Source organism: Metabacillus idriensis (genome assembly GCF_050483325.1).
Taxonomy (GTDB): domain Bacteria; phylum Bacillota; class Bacilli; order Bacillales; family Bacillaceae; genus Bacillus_P; species Bacillus_P idriensis_A.
Genome location: NZ_JBCMYF010000031.1, coordinates 44,109 through 59,832 on the forward strand (window position 1 = coordinate 44,109; position 15,724 = coordinate 59,832).

Annotated in this window: 14 protein-coding genes and 1 pseudogene; 6 read left to right on the plus strand and 9 right to left on the minus strand. The window is 39.0% G+C overall.

Annotated features, from left to right (window positions below):
- The first annotated feature begins 534 nt into the window (after positions 1-534).
- From ABEQ24_RS17530 to ABEQ24_RS17555, 6 genes and pseudogenes are all read left to right on the plus strand, one after another.
- The gene (locus ABEQ24_RS17530; protein WP_430008065.1) at positions 535-2,508 is read left to right on the plus strand and encodes a T7SS effector LXG polymorphic toxin; all 1,974 of its coding nucleotides are present in this window, start codon (positions 535-537) and stop codon (positions 2,506-2,508) included.
- Between the two features lie 22 nt (positions 2,509-2,530).
- On the plus strand, positions 2,531-3,040 hold the full coding sequence (locus ABEQ24_RS17535; RefSeq protein WP_430007997.1) for an ankyrin repeat domain-containing protein: 510 nt from the start codon (positions 2,531-2,533) through the stop codon (positions 3,038-3,040).
- 90 nt (positions 3,041-3,130) lie between these two features.
- Positions 3,131-3,271, plus strand: a pseudogene (locus tag ABEQ24_RS17540) (hypothetical protein); the annotation flags it as partial.
- A 41-nt stretch (positions 3,272-3,312) separates the two neighbouring features.
- Positions 3,313-3,843 carry an HNH endonuclease signature motif containing protein gene (locus ABEQ24_RS17545; protein WP_430007998.1) on the plus strand — a complete coding sequence of 177 codons (531 nt, stop codon included), beginning with the start codon at positions 3,313-3,315 and terminating at the stop codon, positions 3,841-3,843.
- Positions 3,844-3,845: 2 nt separating this feature from the next.
- Positions 3,846-4,307, plus strand: a complete 462-nt coding sequence (locus ABEQ24_RS17550) for a YrhA family protein (protein WP_430007999.1) — start codon at positions 3,846-3,848, stop codon at positions 4,305-4,307.
- Between the two features lie 342 nt (positions 4,308-4,649).
- On the plus strand, positions 4,650-5,105 hold the full coding sequence (locus ABEQ24_RS17555) for a DUF4274 domain-containing protein (protein WP_430008000.1): 456 nt from the start codon (positions 4,650-4,652) through the stop codon (positions 5,103-5,105).
- Between the two features lie 372 nt (positions 5,106-5,477).
- On the opposite strand, the gene ABEQ24_RS17560 is transcribed toward ABEQ24_RS17555, so the two are convergent.
- From ABEQ24_RS17560 to ABEQ24_RS17600, 9 genes are all read right to left on the minus strand, one after another.
- Positions 5,478-5,915 (minus strand): hypothetical protein, encoded by a 438-nt coding sequence (locus ABEQ24_RS17560; protein WP_430008001.1) that lies wholly within the window; start codon positions 5,913-5,915, stop codon positions 5,478-5,480.
- Positions 5,916-6,121: 206 nt separating this feature from the next.
- Positions 6,122-7,072 carry a mannose-6-phosphate isomerase, class I gene (gene manA, locus ABEQ24_RS17565; protein WP_430008002.1) on the minus strand — a complete coding sequence of 317 codons (951 nt, stop codon included), beginning with the start codon at positions 7,070-7,072 and terminating at the stop codon, positions 6,122-6,124.
- A gap of 44 nt (positions 7,073-7,116) precedes the next feature.
- Positions 7,117-8,850: a phospho-sugar mutase gene (locus ABEQ24_RS17570; protein WP_430008003.1), complete on the minus strand. Its 1,734-nt coding sequence runs from the start codon at positions 8,848-8,850 to the stop codon at positions 7,117-7,119.
- Positions 8,851-8,927: 77 nt separating this feature from the next.
- Complete coding sequence (galE, locus tag ABEQ24_RS17575) at positions 8,928-9,908, minus strand: UDP-glucose 4-epimerase GalE (protein WP_430008004.1); 981 nt, start codon at positions 9,906-9,908, stop codon at positions 8,928-8,930.
- A 1-nt stretch (position 9,909) separates the two neighbouring features.
- Positions 9,910-11,001: a glycosyltransferase gene (locus ABEQ24_RS17580; RefSeq protein WP_430008005.1), complete on the minus strand. Its 1,092-nt coding sequence runs from the start codon at positions 10,999-11,001 to the stop codon at positions 9,910-9,912.
- A 3-nt stretch (positions 11,002-11,004) separates the two neighbouring features.
- Complete coding sequence (locus tag ABEQ24_RS17585) at positions 11,005-12,384, minus strand: sugar phosphate nucleotidyltransferase (RefSeq protein ID WP_430008006.1); 1,380 nt, start codon at positions 12,382-12,384, stop codon at positions 11,005-11,007.
- Between the two features lie 105 nt (positions 12,385-12,489).
- On the minus strand, positions 12,490-13,731 hold the full coding sequence (locus ABEQ24_RS17590; protein WP_430008007.1) for a glycosyltransferase family 4 protein: 1,242 nt from the start codon (positions 13,729-13,731) through the stop codon (positions 12,490-12,492).
- 22 nt (positions 13,732-13,753) lie between these two features.
- Positions 13,754-14,809: a glycosyltransferase gene (locus tag ABEQ24_RS17595; protein ID WP_430008008.1), complete on the minus strand. Its 1,056-nt coding sequence runs from the start codon at positions 14,807-14,809 to the stop codon at positions 13,754-13,756.
- Positions 14,797-15,720 carry a hypothetical protein gene (locus tag ABEQ24_RS17600; protein ID WP_430008009.1) on the minus strand — a complete coding sequence of 308 codons (924 nt, stop codon included), beginning with the start codon at positions 15,718-15,720 and terminating at the stop codon, positions 14,797-14,799. The genes ABEQ24_RS17595 and ABEQ24_RS17600 overlap by 13 nt, the downstream gene beginning before the upstream one ends.
- Positions 15,721-15,724: the final 4 nt, after the last annotated feature.

The window sequence follows — 15,724 nt, forward strand, 5'->3', positions numbered from 1 at the left end:
ATGGCATCATAAACATGTAGGTCATGGCATGTAATTTGTGCAGACCACGAGGGGCCTTTGGCGGATGGATAATAAGGAAGAGCCGTTTCTGAAGACTTTGCTCCCCGCGCAGCTTGTGAAGAGGGAATCTGCAGCGGAAGTTTCTGATGATACAGTAAGCACTGAAAGTTGAGAATACACATTAATAAACATACGAACATCAGCAGCACAAGCCACCCCCATGGTTTGTGCTATTTTTGTGCTATTAATGTTTGTTCTATTAATTGATATCAACTTCCATTCCTATTTAAATGTTCTATAAAGGGAAATTAAAGCCGATTGTCCTATTCAGCCATCCTACTATCTACCTTATACTATAAAATATGGAAAATAGATTTAGGAGTAATCCACTTCAACTCCCGTAATTGCTGAATCAGATTCATATCCTATTGCTTTTTAAGTCCACTAATTCAATTGAACATATGAGACACGCGTGTACTTTTCAATGAAATAAGAATCAGGACAAAGCAACGTCCTCAAAAGGAGGCGGCAATCATCAAGGTTTACGAAGCCAAAACACTTGTGTCAGCAATGGAAAAGCGTGCCCGCCAATACGAAAATCTGAAGGGACAGGTGAATCACCTGAAAAACCAATTTTTAGACATCGCAAACTCAGGTGATGAATTTCAGGGAAAAGGGGCTGAAGTAATAAAAGGCTTCTATTCTGCCCAGGCAGACGTCGCAGAAGCATGGATCCGGCTGATCGATAAAAACATTGCTTTTTTCAAAGGGGTTGAGGGCGACACGGAAGACGCCAAGCTTTCCGGCAGCACGTTCGTCCAACTGCCTTTTCTTGAAGAAAACATTCCGAGAGCCCGGGACCGCGCAAGGGAAATGGTGGAAGGTCAGCAGAACGCCCTCAAGTCCATTCTGCACAGTATTGATGACTTAATCTCCCTGCCAGTTTTTTCAGCTGACGCCTTTGAGGACCATATGGCCAAAGCTGAAAAAGAGAGAAGGCAGACAGTCGACGCCGTCAATCAGCTCGATCAGACTCTGACAGCAGAATACGCCATCTCAGACAACGATCAGCACTACCTGACAGGACTATTTGGGCAGCTGCTCGAATCCTCCAGACAAGGAACCAGCATCACCCCCCTTCATTTTGACGCAAAAGCCTACAAAAACAGCGACATCTACAAGATGAAATCTGACATCGAGAATAGCTCAAAGGAATATCTGACATTCAAAGCAGAACAGGCAGAAGCACGAAAACAAATGAAAATTGTCCAAGAACTAGAAGCCCGCCCATGGTACGAAAAAGTCTGGGATACAACCAAAACATTCACCGGCGAAGTATCAGGCTACTATGACTATAAGCGTGCCATAGAAGGCGTCGACCCCGTTACCGGCGAAAAACTCACAGAAGCCCAGCGCATCACTGCCGGAGCCATGGCCACCGCCGGAGTCATCCCAGTCGTAGGCTGGGCCGGACGAGCCTTCAAAGGCGGCAGCGCCATCTACAAAAGCGTCAAAGCCTACAACGCTGCCGATCATGCCCTGGACGCGTATAAAACACCCAAATCTTTCAGCACACTGCAGAAAACCGAAATGGGCATATACGGCCTAGTCTCCTCGAACGGACTAGGCGAAGCTGTCCTTGGCAAAGACATGTTCGGCAACCAGCTTTCAGACCAGCAAAGACAGCAGAGCCTCATGCAGGCCCTCGGAATACTCGGAGTCGGAGGAGCAGCCTATGGATGGGACAAACTTGCTGCTAAAAACGGGAATATGCTGCCGTTCAGCAATCAGTATGTGAACCGGAAGATTGAGAGTGCACATGCGATTTTGAGGGATGTTGGGAAGAGAGTTGGGAGTGTTCGGGTTCCGATTCCGGTTCCAGCAAGACAGGCAGCAGGTATGGGGATGAATATGCTGCCTGGTTTGGAGTACAGGTCTTTAAGTGAGATTGTTGCTTGGGCGAGGAGTAGTTCGGCTGTAAGAGGCACGAGTTACACATTGGAAGATTATCTTGAGAAAATAGTTGTTAACGGGAATGTCGACACTGCTGTAATGACTAAGCTAAAAAATGCTATTCAAAATAATTCGTTTAGTGTAGATGAGCTGTCGGAGATTAGAAAAAAGATGTCTGAGTTAGGAATTACAAAAGAATACAATGAAGCATTAATAAAAATTGATTTTGGAAAATATCTCAAAAAATTAATTGGGCCTCCACCATTGGCCATGATTAATCCACATGCCCATCATATTTTATTTAAAAAAGGGCTTGGTGAAACCCAGCAAAAACTTGTCCAAGAAGGGCAAGATTTATTAAGAAGGTATGGAATAGACCCGATAATCGGTAAAGAAAATCTTGTATGGGCACCCAATGCAGTTACAGGGCAACATAGTTTGGATGCTTTGGAAAACGTGGTGAGTCAATTAAAAGCTGTAGAAGCTGAAGGTGGAGACTCTGAAGATATTATAGAAGTTCTTGAAGAATTGGGAATTTTAGCTAGTAGAAGATAATTATAATTATGGAGGGTATGTCATGGATAAAATAAGTGTAATTAAACCCATTAGAAAGGCAATTAAATCTGATGATATTGAGCAAGTACGAAAATTAATAGGGGATGATAAGGAAGTTCTTAACACAATGACTTCATTTGGTACTTGGTTACACGTAGCTGCTAAGCAAGGAAACGCTGAAATAGTTAGATTTCTTATTGATAAAGGCATTGATATAAATGCTAGAGGTGGTACTTTTGATGCTTCTGCATTAAATTTGGCATCAGGAGAAGGACATATGGAGATAGTGAAGCTTTTAATTGACAATGGTTCCAAATTAGATGTGAGTTTAGCAAAAAGGAACCCATTATTCGGAGCAATTTATGGGGGACATAAAAAAGTAGTTCAGTATCTAGTTGACTCAGGTATAGATATTTCTATTCGATATACTGGAGAGAGTATGAAAGATATGAACGCTTATCAATATGCGAGAGAATTTGGTCAAACTGAAATCGCAGCATATTTAAAGCAAAAGATGGAGGAGTTAGAATAGTTTAAACAGGATTCTATTAAGTTGATTATAGAAATACGTTAAAACACTTGTTTGCCATTTGAGCAATCAGGTGTTTTTTCTCTTTCTTGAACAGGCGAAGTATCCTTCTTCTATGACTTTAAGCGTGCCACAGAAGGCGTCGACCCGTTACCCGTTGCCGGCGGAAAAACTCAGAGAAGCCCAACGCATACCGCCGGAGCCATGGCCACCGCCGGCGTTGTCCCAGTCGTTTGGGGATTAATATGGGGTTGCCTGGTTTGGAGCATAGGTCTTTGAGTAAGGTTGTTGCTTGGGCGAGGAGCAGCGCGGCTGTTAGGGGCACGGGTAAAAGTGAAAATGATCATTATTTTATCGGGAATCTAAAAGGAGAAAAAGTTCATCTGAAAGATGTGAAATTAAAGGAAATCATTTATACAAAGAGACTCCCAGAAGAAACAGCTTTACTAAGAAATCAATTTAACAGTTCAGTCAGAAAAAACTTTCTTAAAGGATTTGCTAATGATCCTGTTAGAGTAGAATATTTAATAGAGGCAGGATTAAGTGAAAATGACATCGCCAGAATGAAAGATGGACTTAATCCAAAAGGCTGGCAAGTACATCACAACCGACCATTAGATGACGGCGGTACAAATGATTTCAGTAATTTAGTTTTAATAAAGAACGATCCTTTTCATAAAGCAGTTACAAATGAGCAAAACTCTTTAACTAGAGAGTTACTTCCCACAGAGAGCAAGAAGATAAAATGGCCAATGTTTAACCATGAGATTTACCCTCCGAAGCCATTTAATAGAAAGGACGAATGAATATGCCAAAGTGGAAAGAATTATTGATCGAGATTTCAAGAATTGAAGAAAAGTACGGAAGTTCCCTTAGAAATCCTGCATTAGATACAGAAATACAAAAACTAAAGGAAAATACACAGAAAGAACTTGGAAATATACATTTTTTCGAGTCATATATTAAATTCTTAAAAAAAGCGAATGGACTAGACTTTAATGGATTAGTGGTATACGGAGTAGATAAAATTCTCCTAGAAAAAGAAATTGATGATAATATCGATGGTTTTATTGAAACGAATTTGACTTGGCATGAAAATGATTGGCAAAAGCAATATGTATTTTTTGGTGATTCCGATACAGTATGGTATTGTTATGACCTGAATAAAGGAACATGGTTAGAACTTGATAAGCCCTCAGGAACTGTCATTCAGTCATTTGACAATTTCGATTCCATGTTTGATGATGCACTTGAAACATCCCTTTCATAATTTATCTATTTGATTTGTGTTTCTTGAAACTAAATACACGAATATAATGTATCCTTTTTTGAAAAGACACAGCTGCCCACTATAGGAAGCTGTGTCTTTTGTAAACGCCAGAATAAAAATGACAGTTTTTGCATGATAAAATTTTACACTTTACAAGATTGATGGTGAAAAATATTCAGACAGGCTTACTAACTACACAGGAGGTATAATAGATTGAAACTAAAAATATGGAGCAATTTACCCACAAATTGCGAATATATTAGTCAACATAATTCCCGAAGAATGGAAAAGTTTTGAGGGGCAAAGGGGTGAATCTAAATGCCCCTAGAAGGAGGTACTCCTATGGAACAGAAAGATATCAAATTTCTTGAACAGCTACTTTATAATACTGATAAATCCTTTGTTGTTAATCAGCTGTCTAGCATTGAAAAGCCATTACTACTTCATGGCTTTGCTTTTAATTATAATTGGAATAATGGTTTTGATATTCCAAAAATCATTTTGGCTAATCAAAATTGTGATTTAGGTACCGGATTATTAATGTTTCATTACGCAGACGGCTATCGGATGTTAGAGAATTCAGACGAAGTGTTAAACTCTTCTTCAGAGGAGTGGAAAGAATTTTTGATGGAGACATATAACAAAGTACTAAACCTTAATTTTAAGTCTCAGAATATTTCTTTTGAACCTGAGTTAACAAAAATTCAAAAGTATAAATTGAAGAAGAATAACCCAAATATTCCCGATGTTTTTATTAATAAGTCACCAGGAAAAATGGTTAATATCCCTGAAATTTAATATAAATTAAACCTTGATTGGCTTTAGCTCTCTCAAGAGTTATTTAACTTTGTTTGACTGCAACTTTAGTGGCTCCAAAACCATATTACAAAGCATTTAAAACCTATAATAGTACTGATGACCAAAAGAGTCTTAAGTTGTTAATCAATTTAAGTACCTGTCTATTTCATTTTGCAAATGAAACAATTACAATTCCTTTTGAAATTGATAGCTTTGGATAGGATATCAATCTTTTTGGAATCTGGCAGCTGATCGAAACGATTTGCATGTTTTAAAAAATTCTGCAAAAACTTTCTTCTTTCATCAGTCAACCTATTACTGTCTTTATAGTGAAGTCCAGCTTTAACGTAAAGGAAATCTTTGATAGAAGCATTATATTTGAGACCCGCAATCCAATTTAATGTTTTTTCGATAATCTTTCAATTCACTTCTAGAAAATCCCGTCATTTTATTAATCTTTGAAAAATTTTGGTGCTCAAGCCTATTCAATAGTAATTTTTTGTTTTTCTTATTTGAATCACCTTTATTATGAAGCCTTCGTAAGATCTTAAAGTATTGTGTTTCTTTCTCTGTAAATTCTTCAATAATACAAAGTACTTCTTTCGTTTTATGAAAAGTAGATATATATTCGTAGCAATCATAACGACCAACTAGAATGTATTCTTCTCTGTCTGGGTGCTTTTCAACCGGGAGAATAAGGTCATAATCAGAAAGCTGAGCATGAGTGGAGGTCATTCTTTTCATAAATACTTTTGTAACGTGAGGAAAATAGAGAGTACTTATTTTATAAAAGTCTACCATTTCAATCATACACATTCCCCCTCACGAATGTATATGAGGCAGGTAATTTGTACCATTACCCTTACAAGTTATAACTATTGCAGTAAAAAGCGAACAGAGAACCCGCTAAGGTTCTCTGTACAGATAAGATTATTAGTTTCCACACTTTTGACTAAAATGTTGGACTGTCCCTGCTTCTGCTAACACATTACTGCTCAGCAGATCGTGGAACATCATCACACATGCGACACAATTAACTTGCAATCCCCTTCAACCACAAACGCCTCCATCCCCGCCGGCAGGACGAAATGAGTTCCCTTTGGCAGCGGATAGGATTCTTCGCCGTGGTGCAGGATTCCTTCTCCATCAATGACACTGCAGATTTGGAACGGATGCTTTTGAGTAAAGCTTGCTTTCCCTAGAATATCCCACTTATACACCGTAAAATACTGCTCTTTGACAAAAGTGGTTATGGTCACGCCATCAAGTTCCTCTATCTTCTGCTCAGCAAGACTGTCCACATGCGGAACCGTACTTACCTCAATCGCCTTCTCCAAATGCAGCTCCCGCTTCTCACCCCTGTCGTCTGTACGGTCATAATCATAGACACGGTACGTTGTATCTGAGCTTTGCTGCGTCTCAAGCACAAGCGTGCCTTCACACAGCGCGTGAATCGTTCCGCTTGGCACGTAGAAGAAGTCGCCCGGCTTTATCTTCACACGGCGAAGAAGAGAATCCCACTCTTCATTCTCCACCATTCTCACTAGCTCTTCCTTTGAAGAAGCCGTGTGACCGTAAATCATATCGGTTCCCTCTTTGCAGTCGATGATGTACCAGCATTCGGTTTTGCCGAGTTCTCCGTTTTCGTTTGCGTGAGCGTAGTCATCATTCGGATGAACTTGGACGGAGAGGTCGTTGTTTGCGTCGAGGATCTTTGTTAGCAGAGGAAATTTCGTTCCTTCTGCTCCCCCGAAAATCTCGCGGTTCTCATCCCAAAGCTGTCCGAGTGTCTTGCCCGCATGTTCGCCTGATGCGATTGTGCTCTGTCCGTTAGGATGAGCAGAAATTGCCCAGCACTCACCTGTCAAATCAGATGGAATTTCATAATTAAATTTGTCTCGCAGTGAAGTCCCTCCCCAGATGCGTTCCTGGAAAACAGGGGTTAAAAATAATGGTGACTGTGTCACGTTTGTTCCTTCTTTCTATCAATCATTTTCACGAATACGAACTGCTATACTGAAGCGGAAACTAAGCTGTTCACTCTATCCATCACAGCTTCTTGGATCATATGAAGAGCCTTCTTGCTTTCTTCAAGTGAACTACCCTTCACGCCAAAATAAAACTTTGCCTTAGGTTCAGTGCCAGACGGACGAAGAGTAAACCATGATTCGTCTTCCAAATAATACTTCAGGACGTTGGACTTTGGCAGATTGATAGTCTCATTACCGCCGCCAATATGAACTTTTTTGCTTGACTCATAATCCTCAACAACTTTCACCTTCAATCCTGCAATTTCAGAAGGTGGATTTTCCCGGAAAGAGGTCATGATAGATTGGATCTGCTCAGCGCCATCTTTTCCTTTCAGCGTCAGCGACTGAAGTGACTCCTGGTAGAACCCGTACTCTTTAAAAATCTCAAGCAAGCCTTCGAACAAAGTCATTCCTTTTGATTTATAATAAGCAGCAACCTCAGCTGCAAACAGCGCAGACTGAACAGCATCTTTATCCCGTACGAAATCCCCAATTAAATAGCCATAGCTCTCTTCATAGCCAAATTGATAGGTATACTCGCCAGATTTCTCAAATTCATTGATTTTTTCTCCAATGAACTTAAAGCCTGTCAAAGTATCGATTGTCGGAAGGCCAAAGCTTTCAGCAATAGCACGTCCGATTTCAGACGTCACGATGGTTTTAACCACCACTCCATTTGCTGGAAGCAGTCCTTTGGCTTTTTTCTGAGACAGCAAGTAATGAAGCATCAAGGCTCCCATTTGATTCCCCGTCAGTACTACATACTCACCATCACTGTTTTTAACCGCAACTCCCAGACGATCGGCATCAGGATCTGTCCCAATAAGGATGTCGGCATCAATCTCTTTGCCATACTGAATCGCCAGCTCAAACGCCTCATGCTCTTCTGGATTCGGAGAAGTAACCGTTGAAAAGTCTGGATCAGGAAGCTCCTGTTCTTTTACAATTGTTACATGTTCGAAACCGAAGGCCTCCAATCCTCTTCTCACAAGCTTGTTAGCCGTTCCGTGCAAAGGAGAAAACACTATCTTTAAGTCGCTTCCTGCTGTTTCATTCAGCTGAATCGTTTTCAGCTGCTCTAGGTAGGCAGTATCAACCTTTTCACCGATATAAACCAGTAATCCCTTATCAAGCAAGGTTTGCTCATCTGAAACAGGGATCAGCAGCTCATTTTCAATGGCATCAATGTATGCACTGATCTGATCAACTGCTCCGGGAGGAATCTGACCGCCGTCCTCTCCATACACTTTAAACCCGTTATATTCAGGTGGATTATGGCTAGCAGTGATGACAATCCCAGCAAAAGCATTCAAATAGCGAACGGCGAAAGAAAGCTCAGGTGTAGGACGCAGCTCATCAAAGACATAAGTTGTAATGCCGTGATGGCCCAGAGTTTTCGCTACTTCCAAAGCAAACTCAGGAGATTTGTGCCGTGAGTCATACGCAACGACAACTCCTCTTGTTTTTGCAAGCTCACCCTGATCCTCAATATACTTGGCGAGCCCTTCTGTTGCTTTGCGGATGGTATACGTGTTTAATCGATTCGTACCAGGACCAAGCTCTCCCCGGATGCCGCCGGTTCCGAATTCTGCATTCTTATAAAAGGAATCTTCTGCTCGTTTAGGGTCATGCTGGATTTGAAGAAGAGACGTTTTCAAGTCTTCCTCTAATTGATCAAAAGCCAGCCATTTTTCTAGTTGTTCGTTCCATTTCATTGGTTCATTGCCTCACATTTATCAATTTTGGACACAAGTAAATAAGGCTGCATCGGTAGGATGCAGCCTTAAAAGATTTAGCCCTTTACCGGCACTCTTGTTATATGCCAGTTCCAGGCGGTTGAAATGATTTTTTCCAGAGAGTAGTCTGTTTTCCATCCAAGCTCTTCGTATATCTTGTCCGAAGATGCAACAAGCCTCGCCGGATCACCAGCTCTTCGGTCAGCCATTACAACATTTGCCTTTTTACCAGTTACGTTCTCACACATTTCAACTACTTCTTTAACCGAATAGCCAAGACCATTGCCAAGGTTATAAGTAGCCGTCTCTTTCTTTCCTTCAAGCAGCGCTTCCAGTGCTAGGATATGAGCATTGGCCAGGTCTGTTACGTGAATATAATCGCGAATGCACGTGCCATCCTCTGTCTCATAATCTGAACCGAAAATAGAGATGCTTTCTCTTTGTCCAAGCAGGTGCTGCAGGATTATTGGAATAAGGTGCGTTTCCGGATCGTGCTCTTCACCAATCTCTCCTGACTCATAGGCACCCGCTGCATTAAAGTAACGCAGTACAACATATTTCAGATCATTCGATTTAGCAAGATCAGAAAGAATATGTTCCACCATCAATTTCGACTGGCCGTATGGGTTAATAGGATTTGTCACAGTCTCTTCCGTAATCATGTCTACATTCGGAATACCATACGTAGCTGCTGTTGATGAAAAGATAAATTTGTTGATTCCAAACTCCAGCATTGTTTGAAGCAACGTGAGTGTGGAAGAAACATTATTCATATAATACTTCATTGGATTGGTTACCGACTCACCCACTAAGCTGCTTGCAGCAAAATGCATAACAGCCTCGATTTGATACTGAGAGAAAAGAGCATTCAAGTCTTCTTTATTGCCGAGATCACCTTCTACGAAAACAGCTCTTTCGTCCACTGCCCATCGATGTCCGGTCGAAAGATTATCAAGAATAACCACCTCTTTTGTTTTCAGCAGTTCTATTACTACATGACTCCCGATATAGCCTGCTCCCCCGATGACTAAGATCATGCTACAGCCCCTCCTTTTCAGCGTTCGCTTCTGTCTCAAGAATATCTATTACACCCTCAGCCAGCAGACCGACTTCATTCAGGTGTTCAAGTCTCTCTTTTTTAATGTGTTCCTCTATGTTTAAATCATACAAATCTTCCCAAGTAATCAACGAGCAAAAACGGTGATCCTTCAAAAATGCAATGGTATTTTGGTCTTCCTCCATACCCGGACGGTTAATGATAGTCAGTGAAGTACCGTTTCCAGCCGCTTCGCTGATTGTTCCCCATCCCGCTTTTGAAATGACTAAATCAGCCGCTGCCACATAGTTTTGAACCTCTGTATAGGATGAAGGGATTTTATGTACATTCGGATGGTCAATCGTCATATTGCTCGATACTACGAAAACACAATTCTCTCGCTCCCAAAGGGGAAGGTTCGTGATATCACCCAAATTAATTTTCATCCCAATTGGCAGAAATACAAGATGCTTACCGCCTCTAGGATCGAGAGAATCACGTATCTTTGTAACTTCTGCTTTATTTACTCTCCTGCTAAAAAAGCCAAATGACTGATTGTCTTTAACGCCCCACTGAGGCTCAGCACTTCCTGCTAATGAGAAAAAATAATCCATCTTATCATAACTGTCAGCAAAAGCCGCCAACAGCTCTTGATTGATGACATTCTTATAAGCCGTATGCCAGGTGAAATTTGATATCCCCAGTGACGGTACCTGCAAGCGTTCAGCCACTTCAAAAGCAAGCGGGGAAATATCAGAGATAATAAGGTCAACGTCATAGTCTCGTAAAAACGCAGCTTCTGCAGAAACAACGCCTGGAAGAGTTTTTAAATAGTATCTGCACGCTTCACTAAGAGCAGCTGTATCGATATCTAAAGACTGTTCCTTCAGGATATAACCAACATCCGTCGAAACACGATGATAAACAATCCTTTCACCACACTCGTGCACAGAATCCTTTATAAAATCCATGGCGAAGGAGTTGCAGATCACAACTCTTACTTCACTCTGGTTCATCAGCTCCCGAATAAGGGCTATGGAACGGGTGGCATGTCCATAGCCATATTCAGAAATATAATAAACAATGGTCTTCATCGTTTAGACAATAACCTGTGCCTGTGAGCTGTAGTAGTGAAGAAGAATTTCTTCCCAGTCAGCATACAACCGGATAAAGTCAGTATCGACCACTTCTTTTCCTGTCTGCACTTCAATGAACTCGAGCTCTTTAATGGCACGAATTGCATGCTTTTTCCCAACAGGAATATGAATGATGTCTCCTGCTTTTACGCGGCGGATGCTGTCGTTTAGAACAAGTTCTCCTTCACCGCGGACAATCGTCCATACTTCGTTCCTCAGATTATGATAATGGTAAGTCGAATTTTTTCCAGCATTAATGCAAATGCGTTTCGTCACCATTTCTTCGTTTTCATATTTTGCATAATCCAGAACCTTCGACCAGCCCCAGATTCGCTCTTCGTACATAGGAGGGTTATTAAAAACTCCAATCAAATCCTTAATTTTCGGACTTGATGCTTTATCTGCAACCAGAATTCCGTCGGGGCTGGCAGCAACCACCACATCTGATAATCCAACGACTGTAACAGGAATTTCTAATTCATTTACTAGATGTGTGTTCTCTGAATCATTCGAAATAATCCCTTTTCCGATTTGGGCAGTAGCCATTTCTTCAGTAAGGGTATTCCAGGTACCAAGATCCTTCCAGTATCCTTCATACGGAACAGCAACAATGTGCTTGGCCTTCTCTACAACTTCATAATCGAAGCTGATTTTTGGCAGATCACTGTAGTGAGCAGAAAGAACATCGTACGTAATCGGCAGCTGCTTCGCCTCAAGAATGTCAATCAGATAGCGCAGTTTAAATGCAAATACACCGCAGTTCCAGAGAGCGTGCTGCTCGATCAACGTTACAGCCTTTTCCTCACTCGGCTTTTCCGTGAAACGCTCAACATGATAAAAACCATCCTCTTCACTTTCGGGCACAATATAGCCGTATTTAGAAGAAGGATACGTAGGTTTTACTCCCATCAATGCCAAGTCAGCACCGGAGCTTTGCAATACATTGTCCAATACCTTTACTCGTTCAAAGAAGTTGTCATGTACATACGGATCAACCGGCAGCACAATCACCGTCTCATCCAAGTCCGTATGCTTCTCAGAAAATAAAAAAGAACCGGCAAGAGCAATCGCAGGGAAAGTGTCTCTTCGTTCCGGTTCAATAATTAACGGTACATCCGTACCCAATTGAGTATAAATCATTTCAGTTTGAGTCTTTGATGTTGCAATCACAGCAGAATCAGATAATCCAACGGTCTCCAACTGATTCCATACACGCTGCACCATAGATTGGCGTGTACCTTCCTGGTCCTCCAGCACTTTTAAAAACTGTTTGGAGCGTGTGTCATTTGACAGGGGCCAAAGGCGTTTGCCTGAGCCGCCTGAGAGTAGTACTAGTTTCATAAAAATTCCTCCATAAAAAAATCAGGCATTTGCAAAGCCTGACCTCTATAATGTTACACTATATTATGTTTTAATGTATTAACAGCATCCTTGACTAATGTCCAATCAGGATTCAGATACCTCTTTTAAGACTTTGCGATATTTATTGATTGATATTTCTCTCTTTAGGTGTTGATCTAAATAGTCTCTGCCATTTAGACCAATTTCCTTCAGATCATTACGGTTCATCTCATAGAGATTTTGTATAGCCTGAATAATTTCTTCATATTCTTTCGGCTCAACTACCACACCACAATTACTTTTAGTAATAAGCATATACGCCTCACTACCTTGCTCTAAGACACCTAAAATTGGTTTCCCTGATGCCATTACACCATAAATCTTACTAGGAACTGAAACTCCTTTGATTCCTTTTTGATTTACCACTAAATGGACATCTGCTGCATTCAAGGAGTACTTTATAAAATCCTTTGGCTGGTAAGGTAAGAAGTGAACATTCGAGATTTCTTTTTGCTGAACAAACGACTGCATATCACCCTTAACGGCCCCTTCCCCAATAAATACAAAGGCGATTTCATTATTTTCTTTAAAGTGTTCAGTAACCTTAATAATATTCTCTAAATCGTAATACAACCCTATATTGCCAGAGTACATTACAATAAACTTGCCTAACAATCCGTTTTTCTGTATGAACTGTTGAATCTCAGGTTCATTGTTTTCCAATGGAATGATATCTTCTTCGTTGGTCCAGTTATTGATAACTACATGATCAGGTACTCTTTTACCGGAAAACCGGTGGTTAAGTGTTTCACTCATATCATTACCGACCAAGATAACTTTGTCCGAATAACTACAATTTAACATATCAATTTTCTTAGCTATTTTAAATATGGACTCTTTGTTGGTATAGCTAATGGCAGCTGCTTGCTCGGGATTAAAATCTTGGATATTATAAATATGCTTCGAACGCTTTAGAAATTTCCCAATGGTGCCAATCAGACCTCCCAAAACAGGAGGTTGGGAAATTGTGTAAATTACATCTACGCTTTTTTCTTTAAGTAAAGCTATGTTAGCTAAAGCAAAATATGAGAATATATATTTCATCCGGCTTAACTTGGACTTTTTATCAACTTTTGGTAAGCGAATACGAATGATTTTTATGTTCTCAAAATAGTCCTCTTCAAATAATTTTAAACTGATTTTTTTTTCACCAGCATATCCAGGTTGTGCTGCGATAACTGTAATATAAAAATCATTTTGTAAGTCTTGACAAAGTTCAGTCATTATTTGGCCTGTAGAAGCTAAGTCAGGATAAAAGTAATTAATAACAAATGTAATTTTTTTCAATATAACTTCTCCATATACATATTTAATTTAAAATGGTAGGAATAAAAGGGATAACTTTTTTTTCCACTTTCATGATTGCACTTATTACTTGTCTAACATTAAAATCATAATCATTTTTATCATAGGCAAGAAATTTACAAGTTGAATAATCTCCAAGTAGTTCTAATGCATACGGCGTTGCAAATGTGATGATATTACAATGAAAACTTTTTGCTTCAACTATTGGTAATCCTAAGGATTCCATTTCGCTAAGGAAGATGAGTGTTGTTTCATTATATAGTTGTAATACTTTTGCATTATCAATACGTCCAATAAAATTAAAATAATCACCAACTTTTTTATCACTACAATATTTAAAAACCCAAGAATCTTCACTTAAAGTGAATATTACTTTAAAATTAGGTATGATTCCCTTCCCTAGAATAATTGATACGGCATCAATAAGCATCTTGTGATTCTTGTAACTATAATCATCAGATGGATAAAAATAAATTACTTGTTTATCTTTATTTTTGAACTCACTTTTGATTAAATCAATATCTTGATCATTATGATTTATAAGTAATATTGCATTTTTAGGAAAATCGTTTTTTAAAACATTCCGCATGTGCTCTGTTTGGACAAAAATTTCAGTATTGTTCTTTATCGACATTTTTTGGAACTTTTTATAAATACTCCTTAAAAACCAAAATCTACGTTCCTCTTTATTAAATAAAGACCATCTTTTATCTTGAAATGGTATTATATTATGTAAGAGGACTCCTTTTTTTACATTTTTTAAATAAAAACCTGTGTTTTGTAGAGATATTGCATAAATTACTTTATTATTTAAAGATTTTACCCTCTTATTTAATTCATAAATGTCCCATTTCAACCTTGAAACAAAAGAATCATTTTTTATAGGAATTAATTGTATGTTTGAATATTCACTCCATTTCCAGAAATCAAAATTATGATTTACAAAAAAAATGAAGTTATAGTTAGCCTGTTTTTTTGCAAAATTTAAAAAGTGCTTTAATACCACCTCTTGTCCACCATATCGAGCAGTAACAGCATTTATAACAATTATCTCTTCCATTTCCTTACCGCTTCCCTAGCAAAATAATATAGTTTGAATTTCTTTAACATGTAAGAAAAATAATTAATTAATGTTGGTTTTGTATAATTTGCAAATCTCTTTTTTATTTTTTCATCTTCTACATAATCAACACTTATGGGAGTAAATTCAGGGCGATAGTTTTCATTATAATCTGACCTCATACTTCCATGAGTGGCATTGCTAGAAAAACCATTATTCTTCACAATTGAGTACTTAGGTGATAACGATACTTTATTCTGGAAAAACTGGTTAAGTGTCCAACGTAAAGCCCATGAATTGATAAACCCATTTAAATAATTATAAATCATCATTTTAGAGTCCTTTATCTCTCTAAAAAGTTTTGGAATCTTATTTTTATTATTATTTAACAAGCTATTTATATCCCAATCAATAGTGCTCCATCTATCTTCCCAGGTTGCCCACCCCCATGATGAAGATCTAGTTACAGAATACCAATCCTGCTTTATATCAGATACATCGATAGGAAATGAATATCCACTTATAGACCAAATTTTAGGGTCGTTTTTATAACAATCTAACATTCTATTCATAATAACAAGAAATTCATTATTTAGAATAAGATCGTCCTCTAAAACGATAATCTTCTTATACTGCTTTAAAATAGTAGATACACCGTCGATAATAGATGCAGCTAAACCCTTGTTTATCTTACTAATTACTACCTTTTTAGATTTAAATCCCTCAATTTCGTAAGCAACACGTATTGATTTATTAACCAACTCATTATCTATGGATTTTCTAGGACCATCTATGTATATATACACATCTGTATTCTCAATACCCTTGCATTTGCTAAGAGCATCTAACAAATTATATAAATCATTTGGTCTATTGTATCCGAACACTACAACCGGGGCACTAGTACTCATTTGT